The 26625-nt window shown below is 30.8% G+C and carries 27 protein-coding genes; 18 read left to right on the top strand and 9 right to left on the bottom strand.

Features of this window, described 5'->3' with window-relative positions; all coding sequences use genetic code 11:
* The first annotated feature begins 6 nt into the window (after nt 1-6).
* Together JOC70_RS13050 and hpdA are read left to right on the top strand one after the other, a co-directional pair.
* Nucleotides 7-1278, top strand: coding sequence for an MFS transporter (locus JOC70_RS13050; RefSeq protein ID WP_204599340.1), 1272 nt, complete (start codon nt 7-9; stop codon nt 1276-1278).
* Nucleotides 1279-1371: 93 nt separating this feature from the next.
* On the top strand, nt 1372-2313 hold the full coding sequence (hpdA, locus tag JOC70_RS13045; RefSeq protein ID WP_204599339.1) for a 4-hydroxyphenylacetate decarboxylase activase: 942 nt from the start codon (nt 1372-1374) through the stop codon (nt 2311-2313).
* A 75-nt stretch (nt 2314-2388) separates the two neighbouring features.
* Here the strand turns inward: hpdA and JOC70_RS13040 are convergent, their stop codons facing one another.
* The gene (locus JOC70_RS13040; RefSeq protein ID WP_204599338.1) at nt 2389-3603 is read right to left on the bottom strand and encodes a cation:proton antiporter; all 1215 of its coding nucleotides are present in this window, start codon (nt 3601-3603) and stop codon (nt 2389-2391) included.
* Nucleotides 3604-3956: 353 nt separating this feature from the next.
* Here JOC70_RS13040 and JOC70_RS13035 point away from each other — a divergent pair, with 353 nt between their 5' ends.
* The 5 genes from JOC70_RS13035 to JOC70_RS13015 all read left to right on the top strand — a co-directional run bounded on the left by JOC70_RS13035 (nt 3957) and on the right by JOC70_RS13015 (nt 7789).
* The gene (locus JOC70_RS13035; protein ID WP_204599337.1) at nt 3957-4514 is read left to right on the top strand and encodes a GNAT family N-acetyltransferase; all 558 of its coding nucleotides are present in this window, start codon (nt 3957-3959) and stop codon (nt 4512-4514) included.
* Nucleotides 4515-4670: 156 nt separating this feature from the next.
* On the top strand, nt 4671-4937 hold the full coding sequence (locus tag JOC70_RS13030; protein WP_204599336.1) for a metal-sensing transcriptional repressor: 267 nt from the start codon (nt 4671-4673) through the stop codon (nt 4935-4937).
* A gap of 20 nt (nt 4938-4957) precedes the next feature.
* Entirely contained in the window at nt 4958-5095 is a 138-nt protein-coding gene (locus JOC70_RS13025; RefSeq protein WP_204599335.1) for an LDCC motif putative metal-binding protein, read from the top strand.
* Nucleotides 5096-5114: 19 nt separating this feature from the next.
* Nucleotides 5115-7544: a heavy metal translocating P-type ATPase gene (locus tag JOC70_RS13020; RefSeq protein ID WP_204599334.1), complete on the top strand. Its 2430-nt coding sequence runs from the start codon at nt 5115-5117 to the stop codon at nt 7542-7544.
* Nucleotides 7545-7582: 38 nt separating this feature from the next.
* The gene (locus tag JOC70_RS13015) at nt 7583-7789 is read left to right on the top strand and encodes a heavy-metal-associated domain-containing protein (protein ID WP_035308961.1); all 207 of its coding nucleotides are present in this window, start codon (nt 7583-7585) and stop codon (nt 7787-7789) included.
* Nucleotides 7790-7922: 133 nt separating this feature from the next.
* Here JOC70_RS13015 and JOC70_RS13010 read toward each other — a convergent pair whose 3' ends face one another.
* Complete coding sequence (locus JOC70_RS13010) at nt 7923-8285, bottom strand: hypothetical protein (RefSeq protein WP_204599333.1); 363 nt, start codon at nt 8283-8285, stop codon at nt 7923-7925.
* Between the two features lie 187 nt (nt 8286-8472).
* On the opposite strand from JOC70_RS13010, the gene JOC70_RS13005 reads away from it, so the two are divergent.
* Nucleotides 8473-9162 carry a LiaF transmembrane domain-containing protein gene (locus JOC70_RS13005; protein WP_204599332.1) on the top strand — a complete coding sequence of 230 codons (690 nt, stop codon included), beginning with the start codon at nt 8473-8475 and terminating at the stop codon, nt 9160-9162.
* Nucleotides 9163-9517: 355 nt separating this feature from the next.
* A complete protein-coding gene (locus tag JOC70_RS13000; protein ID WP_204599331.1) occupies nt 9518-11182 on the top strand; it encodes a Na/Pi cotransporter family protein in 1665 nt (554 codons plus the stop codon).
* A gap of 29 nt (nt 11183-11211) precedes the next feature.
* Here the strand turns inward: JOC70_RS13000 and JOC70_RS12995 are convergent, their stop codons facing one another.
* The gene (locus JOC70_RS12995; RefSeq protein ID WP_204599330.1) at nt 11212-11862 is read right to left on the bottom strand and encodes a hypothetical protein; all 651 of its coding nucleotides are present in this window, start codon (nt 11860-11862) and stop codon (nt 11212-11214) included.
* Nucleotides 11863-12116: 254 nt separating this feature from the next.
* On the opposite strand from JOC70_RS12995, the gene JOC70_RS12990 reads away from it, so the two are divergent.
* On the top strand, nt 12117-12542 hold the full coding sequence (locus JOC70_RS12990; RefSeq protein ID WP_204599329.1) for a GNAT family N-acetyltransferase: 426 nt from the start codon (nt 12117-12119) through the stop codon (nt 12540-12542).
* Between the two features lie 258 nt (nt 12543-12800).
* Here JOC70_RS12990 and JOC70_RS12985 read toward each other — a convergent pair whose 3' ends face one another.
* The 4 genes from JOC70_RS12985 to JOC70_RS12970 all read right to left on the bottom strand — a co-directional run bounded on the left by JOC70_RS12985 (nt 12801) and on the right by JOC70_RS12970 (nt 15613).
* Complete coding sequence (locus JOC70_RS12985) at nt 12801-13772, bottom strand: P1 family peptidase (RefSeq protein ID WP_204599328.1); 972 nt, start codon at nt 13770-13772, stop codon at nt 12801-12803.
* A gap of 104 nt (nt 13773-13876) precedes the next feature.
* Nucleotides 13877-14479 carry an ECF transporter S component gene (locus JOC70_RS12980; RefSeq protein ID WP_204599327.1) on the bottom strand — a complete coding sequence of 201 codons (603 nt, stop codon included), beginning with the start codon at nt 14477-14479 and terminating at the stop codon, nt 13877-13879.
* 216 nt (nt 14480-14695) lie between these two features.
* Nucleotides 14696-15247 carry a GDSL-type esterase/lipase family protein gene (locus JOC70_RS12975; RefSeq protein ID WP_204599326.1) on the bottom strand — a complete coding sequence of 184 codons (552 nt, stop codon included), beginning with the start codon at nt 15245-15247 and terminating at the stop codon, nt 14696-14698.
* A 39-nt stretch (nt 15248-15286) separates the two neighbouring features.
* Complete coding sequence (locus tag JOC70_RS12970; protein WP_204599325.1) at nt 15287-15613, bottom strand: thioredoxin family protein; 327 nt, start codon at nt 15611-15613, stop codon at nt 15287-15289.
* Between the two features lie 203 nt (nt 15614-15816).
* On the opposite strand from JOC70_RS12970, the gene JOC70_RS12965 reads away from it, so the two are divergent.
* The 4 genes from JOC70_RS12965 (at nt 15817) to JOC70_RS12950 (ending at nt 20656) form a co-directional block, all read left to right on the top strand.
* The gene (locus JOC70_RS12965) at nt 15817-16665 is read left to right on the top strand and encodes a DegV family protein (RefSeq protein WP_204599324.1); all 849 of its coding nucleotides are present in this window, start codon (nt 15817-15819) and stop codon (nt 16663-16665) included.
* A gap of 6 nt (nt 16666-16671) precedes the next feature.
* Nucleotides 16672-17115, top strand: coding sequence for a PadR family transcriptional regulator (locus tag JOC70_RS12960; protein ID WP_423880679.1), 444 nt, complete (start codon nt 16672-16674; stop codon nt 17113-17115).
* 107 nt (nt 17116-17222) lie between these two features.
* On the top strand, nt 17223-18236 hold the full coding sequence (locus JOC70_RS12955) for a homoserine dehydrogenase (RefSeq protein ID WP_204599323.1): 1014 nt from the start codon (nt 17223-17225) through the stop codon (nt 18234-18236).
* A gap of 338 nt (nt 18237-18574) precedes the next feature.
* Complete coding sequence (locus JOC70_RS12950) at nt 18575-20656, top strand: methyl-accepting chemotaxis protein (protein WP_204599322.1); 2082 nt, start codon at nt 18575-18577, stop codon at nt 20654-20656.
* A 38-nt stretch (nt 20657-20694) separates the two neighbouring features.
* Here JOC70_RS12950 and kamA read toward each other — a convergent pair whose 3' ends face one another.
* Both kamA and JOC70_RS12940 read right to left on the bottom strand, forming a co-directional pair.
* Nucleotides 20695-21975: a lysine 2,3-aminomutase gene (kamA, locus tag JOC70_RS12945; protein WP_204599321.1), complete on the bottom strand. Its 1281-nt coding sequence runs from the start codon at nt 21973-21975 to the stop codon at nt 20695-20697.
* Between the two features lie 16 nt (nt 21976-21991).
* Nucleotides 21992-22789 carry a polysaccharide deacetylase family protein gene (locus tag JOC70_RS12940; protein WP_204599320.1) on the bottom strand — a complete coding sequence of 266 codons (798 nt, stop codon included), beginning with the start codon at nt 22787-22789 and terminating at the stop codon, nt 21992-21994.
* A gap of 236 nt (nt 22790-23025) precedes the next feature.
* Here JOC70_RS12940 and JOC70_RS12935 point away from each other — a divergent pair, with 236 nt between their 5' ends.
* From JOC70_RS12935 to JOC70_RS12920, 4 genes are all read left to right on the top strand, one after another.
* Complete coding sequence (locus tag JOC70_RS12935) at nt 23026-24147, top strand: alanine dehydrogenase (RefSeq protein ID WP_204599319.1); 1122 nt, start codon at nt 23026-23028, stop codon at nt 24145-24147.
* Nucleotides 24148-24241: 94 nt separating this feature from the next.
* Nucleotides 24242-24883, top strand: a complete 642-nt coding sequence (locus tag JOC70_RS12930; RefSeq protein WP_204599318.1) for a GntR family transcriptional regulator — start codon at nt 24242-24244, stop codon at nt 24881-24883.
* A 115-nt stretch (nt 24884-24998) separates the two neighbouring features.
* The gene (locus JOC70_RS12925) at nt 24999-25700 is read left to right on the top strand and encodes a phosphatase PAP2 family protein (protein ID WP_204599317.1); all 702 of its coding nucleotides are present in this window, start codon (nt 24999-25001) and stop codon (nt 25698-25700) included.
* 365 nt (nt 25701-26065) lie between these two features.
* On the top strand, nt 26066-26530 hold the full coding sequence (locus JOC70_RS12920) for a hypothetical protein (RefSeq protein WP_204599316.1): 465 nt from the start codon (nt 26066-26068) through the stop codon (nt 26528-26530).
* Nucleotides 26531-26625: the final 95 nt, after the last annotated feature.

The raw sequence follows: 26625 nt of genomic DNA, 5'->3' as shown, positions 1-26625 counted from the left end.
AAGTCTATGGAAGATAGAAGAGCAAGTAAATTAGGTCACATGGTTGTACTTGCTTCTTGGCTGGCAGTATTTTGTCTATTTGGATACAGGTCTACCTTTTCTGTACTTTTAGGACCAATGACTAAAAACCTTGGATGGAGTGTATCCAAGGTCTCCCTTGGATATTCAATCATGATGATGGTATATGCAGTAACGGCATTTTTCAGTGGTATGATAATAGATAAGTGGGGAACTAAGCCTGCTTATGCTATTGGTTCTATATGTGCCGCTTTAGGATTTTATGTAACAAGTTTTGCTCAAACTTATTTTGGATATTTAATTCCTTATGCAGTTTTTGCAGGTATAGGTACAGGTATGCTTTGGGTTTCTTCTACAGTATCTGTTCGTAAATGGTATATAGGGAAATCCTATGCCACTATGTGGGGTATTGCTTTTATGGGAGCGCCAGTCGCTCAAGTTGCTTTAAGTTTAGGAGTCAAAAAGATATTACTTACTATGGACTGGAGGCTTGCAATGAGAGGGCTTTCAGTAGTAGTGCTTATAGCTCTTATAATTGCAGCAATTGTAGCAAAGAAAAATCCTCAGGACTACGGACTAGAGGCATTTGGAACTGCTCCAGGTAAAAAGGCATCTGGCAATGAGCATCTGTGGACAGTTAAAGAAGCCTTTGGTACATTTCCTATTTGGGGAGCGATAGTTGCTTTTTTAACTAGTATGGTAGCAGAATTTTTAATTTGGACTCAAGTTGTTACCTATTGGACTACAGATGTTAAATTATCTTTAGGCACAGCTACTAATTTATATGTAATGATAGGTATTGCAGGAATAATCACCATGCCTTTAATGGGAGTTGTAGCAGATAAGGTTGTTGTAAAAGTTGGAAATGAAACAAAAGGCAGAAAAATAATGCTTATTTTTGCACCAGTTATGGGAGTAATCGCTTGTATACTTCTTCTAATGAGTAAACAGTCAATTATACTAGGCGGAATCGCATGTATATTATTTGCTATTTACTGGGCAATTGAACCAGGTGGAGTTGCAGGATATGCAGGTACTATTTATGGAGGTAAAACGCTTGGTAAAATATGGGGAACAGCAACTTTAGTTGTTATGGGTATAGGGCCAGCTATTGGAAGCTTCATGGGAGGATTCTTATTTGATAGATCTGGAAGCTATCTTTATTCTATAATATTTGCGACTTGCTCTTTTGCAGTATCTATTGTAGCAGCTTTATCGTTACCATTGTCTATTGATAATAAAAAAGAAGCAGTCAAATAACAAAGATTAATTAAAGGCTTTGCTTTGAGAAGTTAAACATTAATAATTCTTTAAAGCGAAGTCCTTGATTAATTGTGGGGGAGGGAGTAGATTTTGCAAGAAAATAAAGGATTAATTTTTGATATACAAAGTTATTCAGTACATGATGGGCCTGGATGCAGGACTATTTGTTTTATGTCTGGATGTCCCCTAAAATGTGAATGGTGTGCTAACCCTGAAAGCTGGTATTATGGAGAAAAGCTAATGTTTGCCCAAAGCAAGTGTAAATCTAATAATGGATGTGAAATGTGCATAAATGTTTGTCAAAAGCAATCAATAAGTATAAATCGGGATAAGTCTCTGAATATTCATTGGGAAAAATGCAGAAGCTGTAATACTTTTGAATGTACTAAGGCGTGCTACTATGAAGCTTTAAAGCTTTGCGGGAAATGGTATGATATAGATTCTCTTATAAATATATTAAATAGAGATAGACAATATTGGGGAGGTACAGGGGGAGTTACCTTTAGTGGGGGAGAACCGTTGTTACAATCAGATTTTTTAATTAAGGTTTTAGAAAGATGCAAAGAAAAATATATACACACTGCAATAGAAACTACAGCATACAAGGATACAGAAACTTTTCTAGATGTGATGAAATCTATAAATTTTGCATTTATAGATATAAAGCATATGGATAGAGAAAAGCACAAGGAAAAAACAGGAGTATATAATGATTTGATATTAAAGAACATAACAGAGCTTTCAAAGTCAAGTTGGGATGGAAGGCTAGTTTTAAGAATGCCAGTAATAAGAGATTTTAATGATAGTGATGAAAATATTATACAAACTGCAGAGTTTATGAATTCTCTAGGATTATTTGAAATTAACATATTGCCATTTCATAGACTTGGAGACTCTAAATGGAATCAGCTAGGAAAGGAATATGCTTATAAAAGTGAGGAGGGTACTCCGCAGGATAAGATGGAATATATTCAAGATTTATTTTTAGATAGGGAAATTGCTTGTTATATAGGACATGAGACAAACTTCTAATAAGAATAAGTAGTTGTAAATATAATAAAGACTCTGAGATGAGTTTCTCGGAGTCTTTATATTTTTTAATATATTTTATGCGCCTTCTAATTTACGAACTTTTGCAGTCTCAGGTTGTCCTTCATATCCGTAAACAACTTTTAGAAGTATTGGAGTTATAATTGTTGTAACTATAACTACTAATATAAGTGGAGCAAAATATTCTTCCTTCATAAGGTTCATAGATACACCGATGTTTGCAACTATTAAGGCAACTTCTCCACGAGATATCATTCCCGTACCAATTTGAAGAGCCTCTTGTTTAGAATACCCGCAAGCCTGTGCGCCAAATTTACATCCAACTACCTTGCTTAATATAGCAACTGCTAATAATAAGAAGGTAAATATTATCATTTTCATATTCATGCCATGTATAACAGTAGCTATACCAATATTAGCAAAGAATATAGGAGATAATAATGTAGTTGAAACAGTTTCTACAGTTTCCATTATATTATGTGCTTCACTTGTTTTAGATAAAGCTAAACCTGCAATATAAGCACCTGTAATATCTGCTACTCCGAAGAAATGTTCTGCATCAAAAGCCATCACGAAGCAGAAGATTAAAGCGTATATTGGAAGTTTTTTCTTATCTACTGTTACGGAAGATAATTTATTAAATCCATGATAAAACAATATTCCAAATACTGCAGAAACAGCAAAGAATGCAACAATTTTAAATAAAACTACTTTGATATCCACAGATGGGTTAGAAACACTTGTAACAATAGTTAAAAGTACGATACCTAAAATATCATCTATTATAGCTGCTCCAAGAATTGCCGTACCAGATGGAGTTTTTAATTTTCCCATTTCTTGAAGAGTTTCTACCGTAATACTAACAGATGTAGCAGTTAATACTATACCTATAAATATATTTTGCAAAAGAGTTTGTAGATCTCCACTAAAAGGCTTTCCGTTATTGTTGAAGAAGCCAGCTACAGCAAGTCCGCCTAGCAAAGGCACGATTACTCCAGCAAGTGCAATAATAAATGAAGCTTTACCACTCTTTTTAAGTTCGTCTAAATCGGTTTCAAGTCCGGCAGTAAACATTAAAAGAAGTACACCTAATTTAGAAAGCTTTGATAAAAAGTCGCTGGAATGAACTAATCCTAAAAAAGCAGGGCCTATTATAAGTCCAGCTAAAAGTGCACCAACTACTTGAGGCATTTGAAATCGTTTAGCTAATAGTCCAAATAATTTAGTACTTAGTAGTATAACTACTATATCCATTAAAAATTCTATTGACATACTATTTCCTCCTTGTTAGACAAATTTATATGAAATATATGTATAGCCGATAATTTTGTACGGAATTTGTATATTTGATAATTTTACAATAAGTGAATAAATTGAATAATAGATATGTTAAAAATTCAACAATTTAAGTTTATCATAATTGAGAACTAGACACAATATTTTCACAAAAACGCAGAAAATTTAATTAATTTAACTAAATGTTAATATTTATAAAAATGATTGAGTTTGGTCATTTTTATAAATATATGTATAAATTTATTTATGAATAAGAATAATTGATGCAACTATTTATATGATTTATAATTATATAAATAGTTGGAAAGTATTTATAGGAGGAATAATGAATGCTAAAAAATAACTTGTTAAAAAGTGAAAAGTTAAAAATAACATCATTAAAAGAACAAGATATAGATATAATGATGGAATGGTATGAGGATACGGATTTTTTAAGAAAATTTGACTTTAATGCTGCTGCACCAATGTATAGAGGAAGAATAAAAGAATGGCTTTTAGGGGAAGTGAATAATCCAAATAACTATTTTTTTGCACTTCGAACTAAAGAAGAAAATGAATTTATAGGATATATAGAAATAGATAGAATAAATTGGAACAATAGATTTGGATGGCTAGGGCTTGGAATAGGAAATAATAATTATCGCGGGAGGGGATATGGTACCGAAGGACTATCTCTCGTAATAGATTTTGCATTTAGAGAATTAAATTTACATAGGCTTCAGCTTGAAACAATAAGTTATAATGAAGAAGCTATAGGGTTATATGAAAAACTGGGATTTAAAAAAGAAGGGATATTAAGGGAAGCAGTCAGAAGAGATGGAACATGGCATGATATGTATGTATATGGGATATTAGATAGTGAATGGGGCAAAATAAGGAGCAGGTAAACTCTTAAGTTTATCTGCTCCTTATTTTAATAAAAGTCTTAAGATTAGTAAATAATAGCAAAATTAAAAAAAGATAAAATTTACACTTGAAAAATGCACTTAATGAGTATATAATAAAACAAAACAGACCCCCACCGGGGGAGGGAGGTATGGGAATTGAATGAAGAACAAAAGAAAGCAATGCAAGCTTTAAAAACTTGTAAGGGACAAATAGAAGGAATAATAAAAATGTTAGAGGATGGCAGATACTGCATAGATATATCTAACCAAATAATAGCATCTCAAGCTTTATTGAAAAAAGCAAATATGCTTATACTAAAACAACATTTAAACCATTGTGTAAAGCATGCTTTTATGAATGATAATGGAGATGAAAAGGTAGATGAGATTATAGGAGTTTTAGAGAAGCTTATTCAAAAGTAATGATTAAAGGAGAAATAATTATGAAAGCATTTTTTAAAAAATTTATAACAAAAATTGCACAAGAAAATAATAAAACATTTGGAAACAATAAATTGGATTGCTGTGGATTAAATAGTGACAATGATAAAAATAAGAAAGATGGTTGTAAAAATAAATAACTATAAGAGAGGTAGTAAAATGAGGAAAATTCTCAAAATAGAAGGAATGACTTGTTCGGCTTGCGCTAAGGCGGTAGAAAGAGCTGCAAAAAAAGTCGATGGAATAAAAGAAGCTAATGTGAATTTTGCAACAGAAAAACTTATGATAGATTTTGAAGACGAAAAGATGAACTTAGAAGAAGTAAAAGTCTTTATTGAAAAAGCAGGATATAAAGCTTTTACAGAAACTCAAACTAAAATGTTTTCTGTAGAAGGAATGACGTGTGCATCTTGTTCTAAAGCAGTAGAAAGAGCTACTAGGAAAGTAGAGGGTGTAAGTGAAGCTAATGTTAATTTAGCCTTAGAAAAGTTAACAGTTACCTATGACCCTGAAATCGCTAGTATAAGTGAAATTAAAAAAGCTGTAGAGAAATCAGGATATAAATTGATAGAAGAAGAAACTAAGGATGTTCATCAAGAAAAAAAGGAAAAAGAAATGGATAATTTATGGAAGAGGTTTATACTATCTGCTATACTTACAGTTCCTCTTTTATATATAGCTATGGGGCCTATGATAGGAATTCCTATACCAGACTTCATAAGCCCTGATATCAATCCTAAAGTGTTTTCAGTAGTTCAGCTTGCTTTAACTATACCTGTTATAGTTTTAGGGGCAAAGTTTTACAGGGTAGGATTTAAAACATTAATAAGGAAAGAGCCTAATATGGACTCTCTAATAGCAATAGGTACTTTGGCTGCCTTTGTATATAGTTTGTATTCTATGTATAAAATATTTATAGGAAATCATCATGCAGCACACAACCTTTATTTTGAATCAGCTGCAGTTATTCTTACATTAATAACTTTAGGTAAATATTTAGAAGCAAGAAGCAAAGGGAGAACATCAGAAGCAATTAAAAAACTAATGGGACTTGCGCCTAAAACAGCTCGAGTTATAAATGATGGAGTAGAGTCTGAAATATCTATAGATGAAGTAGAAGTAGGAAGTATAGTTGTAGTAAAACCAGGAGAGAAGGTTCCTGTAGACGGTGTAATTGTAGATGGCATTACTTCTATAGATGAGTCAATGCTTACTGGGGAAAGTATTCCAGTGGAAAAAACAAAAGGAGATAGAGTAATAGGTGGAAGTATAAATAAAAATGGATCTGTAAAATATGAAGCAACTAAAGTAGGAAAGGATACAGTGCTATCTCAAATTATAAAATTAGTTGAGGAAGCTCAAGGAAGCAAGGCGCCTATTGCAAGACTTGCAGATATTATATCTGGATATTTTGTACCTATAGTAATAGTGCTTGCAATACTTTCTTCTATAGGTTGGAAGGTATATGGAGAAACTAATACATTTGCTTTAACTATATTCATATCAGTACTAGTAATAGCTTGTCCTTGCGCTCTTGGACTAGCAACTCCTACAGCCATAATGGTAGGAACAGGAAAGGGAGCAGAGTATGGAATTCTTATAAAGAGTGGAGAAGCTTTAGAAAGTGCTCATCATATAAAGACAGTGGTTTTAGATAAGACAGGAACTATAACTCAGGGTAAACCTGAAGTGACAGATATAATTACTTTTGATTTTAATGAAGAAGAATTATTAATACTTGCGGCAAGTGGAGAAAAAAATTCAGAGCATCCATTAGGAGAATCTATAGTAAGGAATGCAGAAGAAAGAAATCTAGAATTTAAAGGAACTAAAGAATTTAAGGCAATCCCAGGAAAAGGAATAGAAGTTAAAATAGATGGGAAAGATATTTTTCTAGGTAATAAGAAGCTAATGGATGAAAAAAATCTTTTAACAAAGGAAATAGAAAAGATATCTGAAAAGCTTGCAGAAGATGGGAAGACTCCTATGTATGTAGCTATGTCTGAAAGAATAATAGGCATAATTGCAGTGGCAGATAAATTAAAGGAAACAAGTAAAGCGGCAGTTGAAGAAATGCATAAACTTGGAATAGAAGTTGCAATGATTACTGGAGATAACAAAAGAACTGCAGAAGCTATTGCTAAACAGGTAGGAATAGATAGAGTGTTATCTGAAGTATTGCCTCAAGATAAAGCTAATGAAGTGAAAAAGCTTCAAAAAGAAGGTAAGAAAGTGGCTATGGTAGGAGATGGAATAAATGATGCACCTGCTTTAGCGCAGGCAGATATAGGTATCGCTATAGGTTCTGGTACGGATGTGGCCATAGAATCTGCTGATATAGTTCTTATGAGAAGTGATTTAATGGATGTACCAAGAGCTATCCTTTTAAGTAAGAGGACAATAATAAACATAAAGGAAAATTTATTTTGGGCATTTGGGTATAATACCATAGGGATACCAGTAGCAATGGGTATACTTCATGTGTTTGGAGGCCCACTATTAAATCCTATGATTGCAGGAGCCGCAATGAGTTTAAGTTCTGTTTCCGTATTGTTAAACGCATTAAGGTTAAAAACCTTAAAGTTATAATATAATAAAAAGTTTAAAAAGAGAAGGGAGAAATAGAAATGAGAAAGAAAATTATAGTTGAAGGAATGACTTGTGCGCATTGCCTTAGTCATGTTAAAAATGCATTACTTGAATTAGGTGGAGAAAATTTAGAGGGAAATCTTGAAAGTAAAACACTTGTAGGAAGATTTGATGATGAAGTAAGCAATGATGAAATAAAAAGAGTAGTTGCAGAAGCAGGGTACGAAGTAATAACTATAGAATAAAATATTAAATAATATTAAACACAAATAAACTAAGGCACTAGAAACTAGGAAATTTGGGGTTTATTATATAAAATTCCGTATATTCTAGTTTCTAGTACCTTTTCTTTAATACTTAAAAAATGTTACATATTTTTTATTGAAGTTCATTTAATTTTTGGTGACGATTTTCTTGTTTTTCTAACATGTTTTCTAATTGTTTTTCGTCCATATGATCCTTATTGTTCTTAATATATCCATTAGCAAATTCTATATTTTTACGGATATTTTCTTTTTCCTTTGTTGGGCCGCCATCATCATAAACTATTTTATCTTTTAAGTTATCTATATTATCTTCTCTAACTTGTTGAATATGTTTAGCGTTAGATAATTGATCAGGTGAGGCAATATCAGAATGTTGTTCTAAGTGTCTTTCTGTACGTGTATAATTTTCTACCACATTTACCAATTCCTCTATTCTATTTTCAGTTTCTATATCTCTACACTTTTTATTATCCATTTAAGACCCTCCATTCAAGGTTTGTTTTTAGTACACCTTTATTTTGTCCTAATTTAAAATAAAAATTATAATAACATTATGGAAGGTTTATAGAAATGTAATAAAAATGACTTCTATTAGTAACAAATAAGTTTATAATAGTATATAATTAATTTAGAAAACAATAAATTAAGTGAGGATAGGAAAAATGAAACAAAAATCTGTCTTGGGATTAATATTTATATTTATAGGAATTGGAACTTTGTTTAATCAACTTGGAATATGGAATTTTGGGGATATAGTCTCTCTTTGGTGGCCATTAATAATAATTTTTATTGGATTGATACAAATTATAAATAAATCAATTTCTAATACAAGTGGACTTATAATAATAGGAATAGGAGCTTTTTTTCAGTTAAGAAAACTGGGTATTATAACTCAAAGTTTAGGATCTTTATTATGGCCTATAGTATTTATAATAATAGGAATAAAGATAATTTTTTCTCGTTCAGATAAGAATTTTCTAGGTAAAGAAATAAAGGAAGTTTCAGATGAATATATAGATTATTTTACGTTATTTTCAGGAATAGAAAATAAAAATATATCTAAAAACTTTAAGGGAGGAAAAGTAACTGCAATTTTTGGAGGAGCAGATATAGATTTGAGGAAAAGTGAATTAGCAAGAGAAGGAGCAGTACTTGACTTAACGGTAGCCTTTGGAGGAATAGATATATTAGTGCCAGAAGGTTGGAAGGTAATTGCTACAGGGATTCCCATATTTGGAGGTTGGAGCAACAAAACTAAAGAGTATGAAGAAAATTCGTTAAATGATAGACCGGTTTTAAAAGTAAGATGTGTTGCAGCTTTTGGAGGAATAAATATTAAAAACTACAAATAAATTTAAATCAAATTTAAAAGAGGCTGTTGCACTAAAAAAATTAGTACGACAGCCCCTTTATTTTTTTAATGATTAGACTTTACAAAATTCGTTTTTAATTAACAAACTATGGGTTTATTATGTAAAAAAAATACATTTAAGTAATTCAGAAGGGATGTTTTGTTAAGATTGTGTTAAATAAATTTAAGAATTATTTTTTTTAGTTAAATTTAATATATTATTTATAAGGGAAACATATCGATAAAATAAAAGTATATTGATTTATAGTAAATCTAAAATATCTATAACTCATGCGTATAAATGCTTAGAGTAATCGATTTGTATTATTTATAATTAATTTGGAAGGAGCATGAAAATGAATATTGGATCAATGTTGATTGGATTGTTTGGAGGATTAGGTTTATTTCTTTATGGAATGAAGGTAATGGGAGATGGCCTAGAAAATGCAGCAGGAGATAGATTGAAGGTATTTTTTGAAAAGATTGCATCTAATCCTATAAAAGCTGTTCTTACAGGTACAATAGTTACGGCAGTAATTCAAAGCAGTAGTGCCACTACTGTTATGGTAGTAGGTTTTGTTAATGCTGGGCTTATGAATTTATATCAAGCCGCAGGAGTTATAATGGGTGCCAATATCGGTACAACTATTACAGGGCAACTTGTAGCTTTGAATTTAAAAGCAATAGCGCCAATATTTGTAGGGATTGGTGCGCTTATAATTCTCTTTTCTAAGGGTGGAAAAACAAAAGACATAGGAAATATAATACTAGGATTTGGTATATTATTTATAGGTATGGAATCCATGTCTGGTTCTATGAAACCACTTGCTAAATCTGAGGGATTTAAAAGTCTTATAGCTACTTTATCATTTAACCCATTTCTGGGAATATTAGTTGGTTTAGCACTAACAGCAATAGTGCAAAGTTCTTCTGCAACTATAGGAATACTTATAGCATTAGGACAAAATGGAGTATTACCTATATCCGTTGCACTACCAGTACTATTTGGAGATAATATAGGAACTTGTGTAACTGCACTTTTATCAAGTATAGGAACAAATAAGAATGCTAGAAAGGCAGCACTTATACATTTTACTTTTAATGTTATTGGTACAACTATATTTTTAATTTTGCTTAAACCTGTATCTAATCTTATTGTAATGTTAACTCCAGGCAATATAGCAAAGCAAATTGCAAATGCGCATACATTTTTTAATATAGCAAATGTTTTAATACAAATTTGGTTTATTAAATACTTAGTAGCTTTTGCTAATAAAGTTATTCCAGGGGACGAAATAGAAGAACATATTGGAGTTCAGTACATAGATGATAGACTACTTCAAACTCCTGTTATAGCTGTAGGACAGTGTCAAAGAGAAATAGTACATATGGCAGAGAAGGCAAAAGAATGTCTTGAGATGTCAGTAGAATCACTAAAAAAAGGTGATGAAGATTTAATTAAAAAAGTTGGAGAAACTGAAGACCTTATAGATTTGCTAGAAGAAGAGATAACTAAATTTTTAGTAAAATTATCTAATGAAGAGCTTTCAAAACAACAAGTTGATATAGTTACTTCTATGTTCCATGTAGTAAAAGATATAGAGCGTATAGGAGATCATGCTAAGAATATATCAGATTTATCAAAGGAAAAGATAAACAAGAGACTTGTGTTTTCAGAAGATGCTATGGAAGAGCTTCAATCCTTATATGGATATACTTTAGACGCTCTTACAAGAGCATCAGGAAGTTTTGAAAAAAATAATATACAACTTGCAAAGTCTGTATATGAAGTAGAAGAAAAAATAGATGAAGTTCAAGAGTTACTTAGGGACAATGATATAAAGAGACTTAGTAGTGCTACTTGTGAAGCAAGAGTAAGTGCGATATATCTTGATATATTAAGTAACTTTGAAAGAATAGGAGATCATTCATTAAATATTGCAGAAGCTGTACTTGATATAAATCACTTGAATAAGTTAAATGAAAATCCTACAGTAAATCAAATACTTGGAAAAAATTAAAATTGAAAGGGATGCTAAATAGCATCCCTTTAATTTCTCTTATATTGATCATAATAATTTTTAATTGCTTCAGCATTTTTTTTATTGAAAGAATAATCATTATCATTATTTGAATTAACACTGTTATTAAATGCATCATGCATCGCTTCTCCTACAGTATAGCTTAAAGTTGGTGAAGAGTTGACGGTGGTAGTATTTAAATCAGCAGTGTTTGTAAATGCATTATTTGTTCCTAAAGTATTAGAGTCTTTTTCAGGATTTTTAGGAGCACCTTTAAGTGTTGCATCAAAATCCCTTTTCCATAAGTTGGTTAGGTCATCTCTATCTTTTTTAGCTTCTTCCTGGAAGCTTTTACTTACATTTTGATCTATATTTATATTGTTTTTCATTTGATTATCTTCACCATAATTTATATCTGAAAAAGTATTTGTAGTAGTACTTGTATTTGTAGAAGTATTGGTAAAAGTATTCATGTTATCAACTTTATTAAAATTTCCATAGATTTCGCCATTGCCTGGAAGATCTTCTAGTTCTTCAATTTCTATAGTTCCGTCTTTATCTTCAAATTCATTATCATTGGACTTTTTATTAACTGTTTTGTATATTAAAGTACCTACACCAGCTGCAGCAGCTACCATGGCAGCTCCTAATACATATCCATTTTTCTTATGCATTCTCATTGTTATTCCTCCCTTATTTGCTTTAGTAAGTATTTTTATTAAATAAATACAATGTTAAATAAATATAATATATATAAATTAATTTACTCTTTTTAAGATATTTTATACTTAGTATATTTTATGAAGAATCGGACATGAAAGATTTTTGGTACATATTTATAATGAATTTATTGGTAGAATTGATAAAAGTGTGATTTTTTATTAAATATTTTAAAAAATTCTTATATAATAAAATCATGAAGGGAGATGTTGAAGTGTTTAAAGTGGTATGGAAAGCAGGAGATGATGATTTAAGAGATGCACATGAAATACGGAAAAGGGTATTTATTGAAGAACAAAATGTACCAGAAGAAGTTGAAAGGGATAAATTAGATGTATCTTCTAAACATATTATATTCTATAGTGATAATGTGCCTATAGCTACTGGAAGGATAATTTTTAAAGGGGATAGCTGCTCGCTGGGAAGAATTGCAGTATTAAAGGGATATAGAGGTAAAAGTATAGGTAAGATGCTAGTAGAAAACTTAGTAAAAAAGTCTTTTGAATTAGGGGCTCATGAAATACATATTCATGCACAAAAGCATGCAGAAGGATTTTATGAGATGCTTAATTTTACACCTTATGGAGAATTATTTTATGAAGGAGGCATTCCTCATGTAAGCATGGTGCTTCATAAGTAGATAGAAAGCAGTAAACAAGTTCTAAAACGGCTTTATTTATAAATTCAAAATACCGTTAAGAGCCGCCTACTGTCTGAGCGACAGCGAGTTTAGACGGCTTAGGAATTTTAAATTTATAAATATTAGCTGTTCTTGCATGCTTTATAGAAATCTATGATTTCGTTATAAATCAGTACATCTCAGTTTGCTGAGATGCTACCATAACTCAATGTCTTCCTAGATGAAAATTCTATACGACCCAGAGCATTAAAAATGTTGTTAAACCTCATGGGGAAGGTCTCTCCAAGCCATAAGCCCATACTGTGAGTCTGCATGAGTTATGGCATTTATAACAGCTTTTTCTACAACGCGCGCCGCTAAAAGTCCTATTACGTTTATATCAGCATCAACTGTTCCTGTAGCCATGGTAAATATAGTATCTCCATCAGCCATGGAATGAGCGGGACGCATGGTTCTTCCATATCCGTTGTGTGCCATAGAAGCCACCTTACTTGCTTGAGCTTTTGTAAGTTTAGCATTAGTTACCACAACTCCAATAGTGGTATTTCCTGAAAATAAATTTTTCTTTTCGCTATATTGAGATATCATTACGGTTTCTGTGTTTAAAAAGTTTAAGTTTTCGTCAATAGCTCCAGCCATTATTTTGCCATTTTCAGGGTTTACTACATCTCCTAGACAATTAACAGCTATTAATGCTCCAACTTCAAGATCACCGACTTTAACTGAATAAGAGCCTAATCCGCCTTTCATAGAGTGTTCTGGACCAAGTATTTTTCCAACGGTAGCTCCAGTTCCAGCTCCTATATTTCCCTGAACGTCTTTATTGTTTTTTTCCGAATCTAAGCAAGCGTTATATCCCATAGACTTGTCAGGACGAACCTTAGGATTGCCAATAACTAAGTCAAAAAGAACTGCAGAACATACTATTGGAACTTTAGCCACAGTTACATCAAATCCAATATCTTGTTCTTCTAGATATTGCATTACGCCATTAGATGCTTCAAGACCAAAGGCACTTCCACCAGATAAAACTACTGCATGTATTTTATCAACAAGATTCACGGGATTTAAAAGATCAGTTTCACGAGTTCCTGGTGCGCCGCCACGTACATCTACTCCAGCTGTAGCACCATCCTTACATATTACAACAGAGCAGCCTGTAGCTCCTTCGATATCCTGTGCGTGACCCACACTAATGCCTTCTATATCTATAAATTTTATTTCTTCCATTTTCAAAACCTCACTTTTATGTTTGCTTTTTATTTTAAATATATATCATATAAAAAGATACTTGTATTCAAAAAACTCCCGATTAGAAAAATCGGGAGTATAAATTACTTTTTAAGTTTTTTTACTGCCATTACTACTGGTATGGTTATAAGTATTGATACTGTTATTTCAGGTAAGCCATTAGTAGCACCTATGGCAATTATGCCTTTTTTAGCCGCAGAGGAGCTTATATGCAAGATTTGAGCATATTTCTCTACGTATAAGACATACATCATGCCAAGTACACCTACAGTGTTAGTAAGAGTACCTATAGCTGCAGTAATTCCTATTTTAACCATATTTGATTTTTTTATAAAAGGAATATTTTTAATAGATATGTAACAATAATAAGAAACTATACCTATTAAAACTCTTGGTAAAACTGAAACTAAAGGATTCATAAATATAGGGGATAGTGGTGTTGGATTTATAACAGACTGTATTACGCTAAATACACCAAACATAAGTCCGATTAGGGCGCCAACCATAGGCCCCTCGACAATAGCACCTATAATTACAGGTATATGCATTATGGTTGCCTTTGCAGGGGGAATAGGTATAAATCCTAATCCAGTAGCTCCAAGTATGATGGAAATAGCGGACAACATACCAACTACGGCAAGCTGTCTAGTGTTAATGTGGGTAGTAGTTCTTAGATTTTTTTCCATAAATCTTACCTCCGTTCTTATTCCTTGATAAGGATATAATTCGGAACTTTCTTATTAAACTTATTTGTTCAGTTTCATAAGAATACCGACGAAAATATTTTATCACGTTTTTGTGATAAGTAAAATATCTATGTTAAAAAATTATCAAAAAATATTAAAGTTTTTATTTTTCAAATATTTTAACTTTTTTAATAAAGTTTTAACATTTCTTATGTACTAAAATTCTATTATGGAACTCATTAATTTATGACCATAAATACTTGGATGTATTCCATCTGTATATAAATTCTTTATGAGGTTATTTTCAAATACCTCATAAAAATCAAAGTAAACTAAATTTTGACTTTTTAACTTTTTTATCAAATGAGTTCTATACTCTTCAATTTTTAAATTAACTTCATCATAATTTATATAAGAACTCCAATAAAGTTCAGCTGATTTTTTATCTATTTTCATTTGGATACCTAGATAAGGGGTTATATTATTGTGTATACATTCATCAATTATAAGATCTATATTCTCAATTGTGTTTTGTAATTTGTATCCCATTAAAAAGTCATTAGTCCCACCCATTATAAATGCTTTGTCAGGGTTCAAAGCTATTAAGTCTTCTTCAAGTCTAAAGAGCATACCTGAGGTTGTATCACCGTTTAAACCTGAATTTATAAAGGTATTATTTGATATCTCAGACGCTAAGTGTATCCAGCTATTTTCCTTAGGTACACCATACCCATAAGTTAGGCTATCTCCGATGCAAACTATCTTCATTATGTTCCTCCTAAATATACAATAGTATAGCATTATAGTTTAGTTATAATAAATCTCATAAATTCTTTTTATGTTTTCTTTAAACTGATTTATTTTTACAAATCTAGATTCCCTAAACGTTTCGTGCCCTTCAATAAATAGTATCATCATAGGAACAGTAAATAAGGATAAAGTAGAACCTACTTCGGGAAGTTCATCCAAATCCATTTTCCTTAAATTAATATTTGGGAATTCTGATAGCATTTCTTTTATCTTAAGAAAAAGGGGAGCGCATACACTACAATTTTTAGAAGATACATATAAAAATGCAAAAGTATTGTTATTTATAAAACTTTGTAGTTCATTTAGATTATTTATATTTTCCATTCATCAGCACCTCGGTACTAGTATAGCTAAATATTTAATAAAAATAAATAAAAATATGAACTATTACTAGTAATATCGGTATCAATGGTGATTGGTATCAATACTGATATATATCAGTATTGATAATTGTTTGAAAGATGATATAATTTATATAATATATGAAATACTAATTAAGAAGATATATTGATAGGGAGGAATATCTATTGGAAAAAATAGCTTTAATCACAGATACAGCTGCTGATTTACATGAAGATATTATAAAAAAATATAATATAGAGATTTTGCCATTTAGGATTATATATAGTGACAGAGAATATAAGGATAAATTAGAGATAACTCCTCAAGAGGTCTATGATAATTTTAAAATTGAAGTACCAACATCCTCGCTGCCTTCTATGCAAGATACAGAAGATTTGTTAACGAAGTTAGAAAATGAAGGGTACACTCATGCTATTATAATTACACTTTCTTCAGGACTTTCAGGTATATATAATAGTGTTAAGCTAGTAAGCGAAAATCATCCTAATTTAAATATACATGTATACGATTCACGCTCTATTTCCATGGGAGAAGGTATTTTAGCCCAAAAATGTGGAGAAATGATAGCTAAGGGAATGAGTTTTGCTGATATAGTAAATGAGATACCAAGAATAAGAGATAAAGTACATTTATTTTTTGTAGTAGGCACATTAGAATACCTAAAAAAAGGCGGAAGAATTGGAAAGGTGTCTGGAACCATTGCAGAACTTCTTAATATCAAACCAATAATAGGTGTAGATATAAATGATGGGAAGTATTATACTTATGATAAGGTAAGAGGAAGAAAGCAATCATTAAATAGGCTTTTAGAGCTTGCCAAAGAAACCTTAGACAAAAAGAAGTGCAAGTTGTATATAGTTCATGGAGATGCTTTAGAAGAATCAAAAAAGGTATATGATTCGATTTCAACACATGAAAATGTAGTAGAAGGATTCTTTGGAGGTCAAATAAGTCCTGTAGCAGGAGTGCACAGTGGACCAGGTTTGGTTGGCTTGATTTTAGTAGAGGAGTAATAATATATGTCTAATATGGGCAAGGACTCTAAGCTTGAAGAAAAAAGGCTATATGAAGAATATAAAAAGAAATTATTAGAATTAAAAAAAGTAGAAAAGGAAAAGGAAGCGGTAGGACAGGTATTTACTAAAGGGCTGCTGCCTCTATATGTTCTTTATGTACTCAGTTTAGGGCCAACTAATGGAAATGATATTGCACATAAAATAGGGGAAAGAACAAGAGGATTATGGATACCAAGTACTGGAGGTATATATCCTCTTTTGAAAAAACTTGAGAAAGAAAAATTTATAGTTGGTAAGTGGGATGATTCTCAAAATAGAATGCAAAAAATATATACACTTACAGAAGCAGGTTATGTTGAATTTGATGACAAAAAAGAACTTTTGAAGATTAAAATAGAGGAAGCACTAGAGGTATTTAAAATTATATATAAGGATCTTTATAAATGACAGTAAATGAGCTTTTATTGCTTATTTACTGTTATTTTTGCTATATATTTGTCAAAATTGTGATATAATTATAATAAATCAGTATTCTGTAAGGGGTGATTGTATTAATGGATAAAAGAATAATAGTATGCGGATATGGAAATGTCGGAAAAAAACTAATAAAGCTTATTAAAGATAAGTATTCAGAAATATATGAACAGTATAACGTTAATTTAATTTTAAGTGGAGTTATAGGAAGTAAGGGTTGTATATTTGAATATAATGGATTAAATTTGGACATGCTTTTAGAATGCACTACCGGTTCTGATGGACTTATAGAATATGGAGAAAAAAATAGTGATTCCTTTTACAACTATCCAATATATGAAGGAGATATTTTTGTAGATTGCACCCCAAGTGATATAAATGGAGGAGTAGGTTTAGGGCATACGATAAACGCAATTAACTCTGGAATGGACATCGTGTTTCTTTCTAAAGGATCATTGGTTTCAAACTTTTCTTTTATAATGAATACTGCAAAAGAAAAGGATGCAAAAATAAAATATAGTGGAGCTACCGCTGCTGCGCTTCCGACTATGGACGTGGGACAATATAGTTTAGCAGGATGCAAAATTAACTCTATTAAGGGAATTTTAAATGGAACTACCAATTATATTTTAAGTAAAATGCATCAAAGTAATATTTCTTTTAATGAAGCGTTGATAGAAGCACAAGAAAAAGGAATAGCAGAAAGAAATCCAAAATTGGATATAGAGGGGACGGACAGTGCAACTAAGATATTGATTTTAGCTAATAGTCTTATGAACTCGGAATATAGTTTAAGAGACATAAGCATAAAAGGTATAGATGAGATCAAACAAGAAGATATAAAAAGAGCTAAAAATAAAAATGCGAAATTAAAACTTCTAGCCTATGCTTATAAAGAAAATGATAAGGTTAATATTGAAGTAAAACCTATGGAAGTTTATCAAAATGATATATTATCTTATGTAGAAGATACAAACAAGGGAGTAGTATTTAGTACGGATACTATGGGGGAAATATATGTATTAGGAGGAGCTTCTAATCCTTTAGGAGCTGCGGCAGCAGGACTTAAAGATATAATAAACTTATCAAGATAAATAAACTAAAGTTTTGAAAAACTTTGCCGAAAATATATGTAAAGGATTTACAAAAATGATACAAAATTTTGAATATAGTGAATTTTGTATGTATCAAAGTGTATACCTTGGAGAAAGTTATAATATTTTATAGAAAATTGTTAAATTTAATTGAACTTTGTTAATATTTGATATATTATACACTTATAAGCAAATATTTCAGTAACTATTAAGATAGGTTAATTTGTAATAAAATTAAAAATATAAAAATTATGTAGGAAGTATCTCAATAAAAATTGATATGTGCTAATTTACAAAATTAAAATTTCTGTAAATTGTGCAAGGAAGAGGGGGAACAAATGAAATCAATAAAGCAAAAATTAATATTTATGGCAGTTTTAATAGCTGCAATTCCTTTGCTAGTATCCAATTTGATTTTTAATATCTCCATGCAAAGAAGTTTAGAAGAACATGTATATGGAGATCATACAACTCTTGGCAAAACTATTGCTAATGGAGTTACGGATTACATGAATAAAGCCTATGTGCTTACTGAAGAAGTTATTAGTAGTGACATAATAAAAGGATTTGATGGACCGGCTCAAACAAAGGCCATAAAGGATACAATAAGGAGAAATCCTTATTTTGATTTGTTCTGTATACAGGACATGAAAGGAGACCAAACTTCTAGGACTAAGGGAAATCTTGCTAATAGAGCAGATAGATGGTGGTTCAAACAATCAGTTTCCACTCAAAAACCGTTCGTGAGCAAATCTTATTTAACTGTAAATGACGATAGCGAAGCAATTAACTCTATTATATTTCCTATACTAGATGATAAAGGCAAGATGCTTGGAGTTATGGATGCAGACTTGAAGTTGGACGAGCTTCAAAAAATGGTAGAGAAATATAGTACAAATAAAGCTTATGCTTACGTAATAGATGGAGAAGGTGCTGTTATAGCCCATCCAGAGAAAAACCAAGTTCAAGAAATTTATAATTATAAAAATTTAACTAAGACTGTAAAATTAAAAGACGCTTCTGGAAAAGTAGTAAAGGATGCAAGTGGTGCACCTAAAACTGACCAAGAAGATATAGTAGTTCCTGAAGAACTTAAAGAAATAACATTGCAGGCATTACAAGGTAATTCAGGAATTAAGGAATATAAGGATAAGGATGGGAATAAGGTAATTAGTGCCTATGAAACAATAAAACTTCCAGGAAGTTCAGATAACTGGGCAGTTATTACTGTAGAAAAGAAATCAGATGCCTTTGCAATGATAACAAGTATAAGAAATACAAATATATTCTTAGGACTTATTATTCTTATAATTGTAATAGTAATTACTTATATTCTTTCAAATAAATTCACTAAGCCTCTTATATACTTAGTTGATTTAATTAAAAAAGCATCAGAGGGAGACTTAACAGTTAAAAGTATTTATAAATCAAAAGATGAATTTGGAACTTTAAGCAATAGCTTTAATTTGATGATAGGAAATATGCAAGGACTTATACAAGATATACTTGAAGCTTCACAGGTAGTATCTAATTCCTCAGAATCTCTGCTTGCATCAACTCAACAAACTACTACTTCAATTACAGAAGTAGCAAAAACAATTAGTGATGTCACAATTAGTATTGATAAGGGAGCTCAAAATGCACAGGATGGTGTACAAGCAGCTAATGAGCTATCAGCAGAATTAGATGAAGTAGTAGAGCATATAGAGGACAGTAAAGGATCTTCAAATAGGGTATATGAAATATCCAATAAGGGATTTGAAACTATTGAAAAACTAGAGGAAAAAAATAAAGAAAATAACGAAGTATCTTTAGAAATAGTAGAAGTTATAAATTCACTTAGCGAAAAAGCAAACAGCATAGGAAGTATTGTAGAAACAATAACTTCAATTTCAGAGCAAACAAACTTACTTGCTTTAAATGCGGCAATTGAAGCTGCAAGGGCAGGGGAAGCTGGAAGAGGATTCTCCGTAGTTGCAGAGGAAGTAAGAAAACTATCTGAAAATACTGCGCAATCAACAGGTAATGTAAAAAATATAATAAACAATATACAAAAGGATATTGAGCGTGCAAAGAGCACTATGAAGCATGCTGAATCAGTAGTGTCAGAGCAAGATCACGCAGTTAAAAACACAAAAGAAACATTTAAGGAAATAAATACAGCAATAGAACATGTAGTTCAAAAAATAAATAATATAACTGAAAGCTTAAAAAATGTAGATGATAGCAGAAATAAGGTTGTCAAGGTAGTGGAAGATGTTTCAGAAATGTCCAGTAGTATAGCAGATGCAACACAAAGTGTATGTGGAGTAACAGAAGAACAAAATGCTGAAATGGAAGAAGTAAGTGCATTATCAGAAGAGCTTAATAGAATGGCTCAAAAGCTTTCAGGTGAAATAAAGAAATTTAAAATAGAATAATAAAAAAGCTCTATCTTTCAAAAGATAGAGCTCTTTATTTAATTATGGTGGGAGTGTTTTTTATATTCAGTAATTCTCTTTTTCCTATCTAAGGATTTAGGTTCTAAATTAATTTTCTTTCCATGGAATAAAGAAGATACTCCAGTATCGGTAGTTGTTTCTTCAGAAGTACTACATACAGGACAATGACAAGTAGAGTCTTCTGAATGTTTTGGCTCAGTATAAGTAGTTATAACACCTTCATAATTTCTAAGTACAATTTTATTTGGTGATTGACTTATTAAGTATTGAGGCATTACAGGTATTTTACCTCCACCTCCTGGAGCGTCTACAACAAATGTAGGAACAGCATAGCCAGAGGTATGACCACGTAATCCTTCGATGATTTCTATTCCTTTAGAAACTTTAGTTCTAAAATGTTCTATACCTTGAGACAAATCGCATTGATAAAGATAATAAGGTCTAACCCTCATTTTTACAAGTTTATGAACTAAATCCTTTTGGATATGAATACAATCATTTATGCCTCTTAAAAGTACTGTCTGATTTCCTAGGGGAATTCCAACATTAGCTAGTTTTTCACAGGCTTCTATTGAATCTTTTGTTATCTCATTTGGATGATTAAAGTGAGTATTAATCCAAATTGGATGATATTTCTTTAGTATGTTAACCAAATCATCAGTGATTCTCATTGGATTAACTACAGGAGTTCGCGTGCCAAGTCTTATGATTTCCACATGAGGAATTTCTCTAAGCTTCTTTAATATATATTCAAGTTTTTCATCACTTATCATAAGAGCATCTCCGCCAGAAAGTAGAACATCTCTAACCACTGGAGTATTTCTTATATATTCTATAGCTTTATCTATCCTATCTTGGGGCATGGAATCATCCTTATGTCCTGCAAACCTTCTTCTTGTGCAGTGCCTGCAATACATAGAACACATATCTGTTACTAAAAGTAATACTCTATCTGGATAAGCATGAGTAAGTCCTGGCACTGGTGAAGAAGCATCCTCATGAAGTGGGTCATTCATATCAGCTGTTGAAAAATTTAACTCGTGTATTGTAGGTACAGCTTGTTTTCTCACAGGATCTTGAGGATCATTTGGGTTTATTAAAGTTGCATAATAAGGTGATATCCCCATTCTCAAAGTTTTTAAGCACTTATCTATAGCATTTTCTTCTTCAGGAAGAATATTTATAACTTTTTTTAATTGTTCTACTGAGGTAATTCTATTTTTTACTTGCCATTTCCAATCATTCCACTGCTCTTCTGTTACATCTTTCCATAGCTCTATATCTTTATAATTTGTCATACAATTCATCCTCCTTTTAAAATTCTGAACCTTCAATTGGTTCTATAGTTTGCTTATAAACTCTTATCATTTTCAATAAGCCTTTTAGACGAGTATATATATCTGGAGTTATATTATCTCTCTTATAATGAAAGTCTTCAGGATCTAGAAGATAACTATGAGTAATAGCTAAGGCTTTTTTATTATTTTCCATGGCATCAACTAAAAGCTCACTCAATTTTTCTAAATTAAAGTATTCTAATCTAAGCTCTTCAGCATCATTATAGGCATAAACAGGAATAGGAGTTAAAAGATTTTTTGTAACTTTATATTGGCTGCGATAAATATTATGAGACTCGTATTTTATATCTGTTACTTCTATCAATGCTTTAGCGGTATTATCATCCATTGAGAAATAACCGCCTCTAAATATCTCAATAGGAGCAATTTCTTTAGAATGTAAATAGTCTAAACATAATTTTATCAAGGTTTTTTGTTCTTCATAATTGTATGAAGTTAAAATTTCCTCATTTTCTTTCAAGAAGGGGCAGTTCACACTTATTTCTTCAGGTAAATTATCTGGATGAATATGAAGACCAAAAATTACTTTATATTTTTTTATTACCTGGACTAAGTTAAGTTTATGCAGCATGTCTGCAAAATAAGGTGTGATAAAAAGGATGGTATACACATCATTATCTGTATTTAACTTAAGTAATCTCTCTAAGTGTTTAACGTTATTTTCTAAGTTTTTATCGAAGTTTGTCCCTTCTGAGTCTATGGATAAGGCGAAATCAAATCCATCTTTTTTAAAAAAGTTTTTTATGTAACCCATAAAAATATCCCCCTATATCAATTATTGATTTACAATTATCATTTTCGAACAATTTGCACAAAATTCAAAAAATATATAACATAAATTCTCATTATGTAAATAAATGTATTGAAAAATTACAACTTGGCAAGTATAATTAAGTTGTATATATTAACAACTTAATTATATAATACAAGTGTTAGGTTGTCAAAAAATTTCAGTGCATATTTTTAAAAATTTTGAAAAGGGTGATAAATATGATAACTTTAGGATTTCCAAGAATGCATAAAGAAGAAAAGGAAAAAAGAGATTTCTTGCCAGAATTTTTTAATATGTTAAAAAATGAAGAATGTATATTTTACTTAGAAGAAGAGTATGGGAGTAAAATGGGAATAACAGAAGAGGATTACTTGAAAGTAAATCCAAATATAAGATTTGTGAGTAATGAAGAATGTTACAAAAAAGATATAGTAGTAGTTTTAAGATCGCCAGAATTTAAAGAAATAGATATTATGAATGATAATTCAACCTTAGTAAGTATGCTTCATTATCCTACTAGAGATACTAGGGTGAAAAAGCTTAAGGAGAAAAATATATTTGGAATTTCTATGGATTCCTTAAGAAATGACTTTTTAGAAAGAATAGTAGTAAATTATAATGGTACTTCTGGAAATGGCGTAGAAATGGCCTTTAATGAATTATCAAAGATAATGCCGGATTTTTATTCTTTAGATAGGGAATGTATAAATGTATCTATAATAGGTATGGGAATGGTAGGGCTTTATGCAGCAAAGGCAGCAGGAAAGTATGGTAACATAGAGTTAAATAAAAAGATGAACAAGCTAAATACTAAAGGGGTAATAGTAAGTATGCTTCCTAGAAGTATAACAAATGATAAAGAAGAGTTAATAAAAATACTTAAGAACACAGATATATTGGTTGATGCATCAACTAGAGATAATCCTTCACAATATATAATAGATAATGGACTTCTAGGATATTTAAAACCTCATGCTGTTATACTAGATTTAACTGCTGATCCATATTTGACTGATATAAATCCTATTCAGGTAAAAGCTGTAGAGGGAATACCTACAGGAACACTAGATAAAACAGTTATATATGAAAATGATGAAATATATAAAAACATTCCAAAAGAAGTAAATACTTCAATTAGAAGAACAGTTGTAAGCTGCAATGCATGGCCAGGAATAAAGGCAGAAGAATGTATGAAGCTTTATGGAATTCAGTTGATTCCTATAATTCAAAAGCTTATAAGATTAAGTAGAGAAGAATTTAATGAAGATAGTGATGATTATTTTGTAAGAGCAATTTATAGAGGAACTATAGATTACTTTGAAAAATGTGAAAAACACTAGAAATTTGGTGGGTTTTGATATATTATATTTGATGTACTGATTTATAACGAAAGCATGTAAAAAAGCATTTCTAATGAAAATTGGAGGAATATAGATGAAAAATCCACATGGAGGGGCAGTATATAAAAATATAGCTCTGGACATAGCAAATAAGATAGTACTTGGAGAACTTAAATCTAGTGAAAAGATAAGCGGAAGATCGACACTGGCTAGTATGTATAACGTATCTCCAGAAACTATAAGAAGAGCAATAGCATTATTAGAAGATATGAATGTTGTTTTATCTACAAAGGGCAGTGGTGTAGAAATAATGTCAATCCAAGCAGCTGAAAAGTTTATAGAAAAAAATAAGGATACTGAGTATTTAGCAACTGTTAAAGAAAATATATTTGACCTTATAGATAAAAAAAGAAAATTGGATGAAGAAATAGAAGTGAATTTTGAAAAAGTGTTAGATTTTGTAGATAGATTTAAAAATATAACCCCATTTACTCTTATTGAGGTTGAAATAAAAGAGGATTGTAAAGTATTAAATAAGAAAATAAATGAATTAAGATTTTGGCAGGCTACTGGTGCTACTTTGTTAGCTTACAGAAGAAATGGGAAAATAGTAGTATCTCCAGGACCTGACTATGTATTTAAAGACGAAGATATCATAGTGGTTATAGGAACAACTAATGTATATGATAAGGTATATGACTTTATATACAACGCATATTCAGAAGTAGAGAGTTAATGAAGTCTTTTATAAACTCCTGAAAATTATATGATGAGAAATTTTAAATGTCATGTTGTAAGAACATGGCATTTTTTGTATTATAGTTATAGAATGATCTGGAGGGGGCAAACAATTGAAAAGTTTTTTAGTAAGATTTAAAGACTCATTTTCTAAGTACAGAAAACATGATGAAAGATGGAAATACTTTGTACTGGGGATCTTAGTATCCTTTATATCTTTATTTGCATTTTTAAGCATAATACAAGAGTACTTTGAAAATGGAGGTAATTATGCTATAGATAAGGTAGCTATAAATTTTGTAAAATCTATAGAAACACCTTTATTAAGTAAAATAATATATAAAATAACCATGCTTGGAAACTCATTAGCTGTAATAATAATTACAATACTTGCAGCTTTATTTTTGATTTATAAAAACCTTAAAAATGAAGCAGGATTCTTAACATTAAATATTTTAGGAGTATGGCTTTTAAATGAGGCTTTAAAGGCATCTTTTAAAAGAAATAGGCCTGATATAAGAATTATAGAAGTACGCGGGTATAGCTTGCCAAGTGGACATGCTATGATTTTTATGACACTGGCAATAATGGCTTCTTACCTTATATTAATTCATTTAAAGGCGATGCCTATAAGATGGTTTTTTGCCACTTTATTAATAATATTAGCCATAGCTATAGGATTAAGTAGAGTATACTTGAGAGTACATTATTTAAGTGATGTACTGGCAGGATGGTCAGCGGGTGCCTTTTGGTCAGCACTAAACATAATTTTCCACAGATACTCATATTATAAGAAAAATGCTAAGCGTTTTTAATGTTGAACGGGTCGTATAGAATTTGCATTTAGGAAAGCCTCACTTCGCAAAAAAGCTCTAATATTTCTTCCTTTTAAGGCGCCTAAGCCTTCTAAACTCGCTATCGCTCAAACAATAGAAGGCTCTATACGGCGCCTTAAAATCAGAAATAAAGAGCTTTTAATTGTTTGTTCAATGCTTTCTACAATGCAAATTCTATACTCATGTTCAACATTAAAAATATTATTCAGACCACTGACTGAAGGAAAGAATTTCGCTTTGGCGAAATTCTATTAAGTTTCTTAGAGTTATAGAATCGCTATGATTTCAAGGGGATTTTTCTATTTTTATTGAAAATAAATTTATATGATAAGAAGGTTTAAATATTGAAAAAATTGTTGATGATTTTAGGGATAATTTTTGTTTTAGCAATTTCAATTTTATGTTTCAAGACTTTTAAGTTGCCAAGAAAGGTACCTATTCCATTAATAAAATATAATAATTTAGAAATCAAAATTGTTCCATCTACATATGCATGGTTTAATAAAGGTAAAGGTGGAAATAGTGTTCTAGGATTACCTCCTGAAGAGGGCGTAAAAAATATACAGCCTGTAATCATAGAATCCAATGGAAAAGTAAGTTTTAGTTTTGATGTTTTTTTAAAACCCAAAAATATTTCACTTATTCTTTGGAGAAATGGAAAAATAATTTCTGAAAAAACATTGAAAGGAACAAAAGAAGGATTTTTTTATGCACCTAATGAAACAGGGATATATGTTTATGAAATTAACAGCGAATGGGATGAAACACATACGTCTTCATTTTCATTTAAAATAGAAGTAAAGAATTAAAATACGTTATAGTTGTTTATTTGATTTATTGAAATCACTACATTTTTAATGGGGAATGCCATACGAAACATTCCCCATTAAAAATGTAGTGATTA

The organism is Clostridium pascui (assembly GCF_016908015.1).
Taxonomy (GTDB): domain Bacteria; phylum Bacillota; class Clostridia; order Clostridiales; family Clostridiaceae; genus Clostridium_AK; species Clostridium_AK pascui.
The sequence above is the reverse complement of the archived record's forward strand: the minus strand, read 5'-3'. Positions and strand labels throughout refer to the sequence as shown.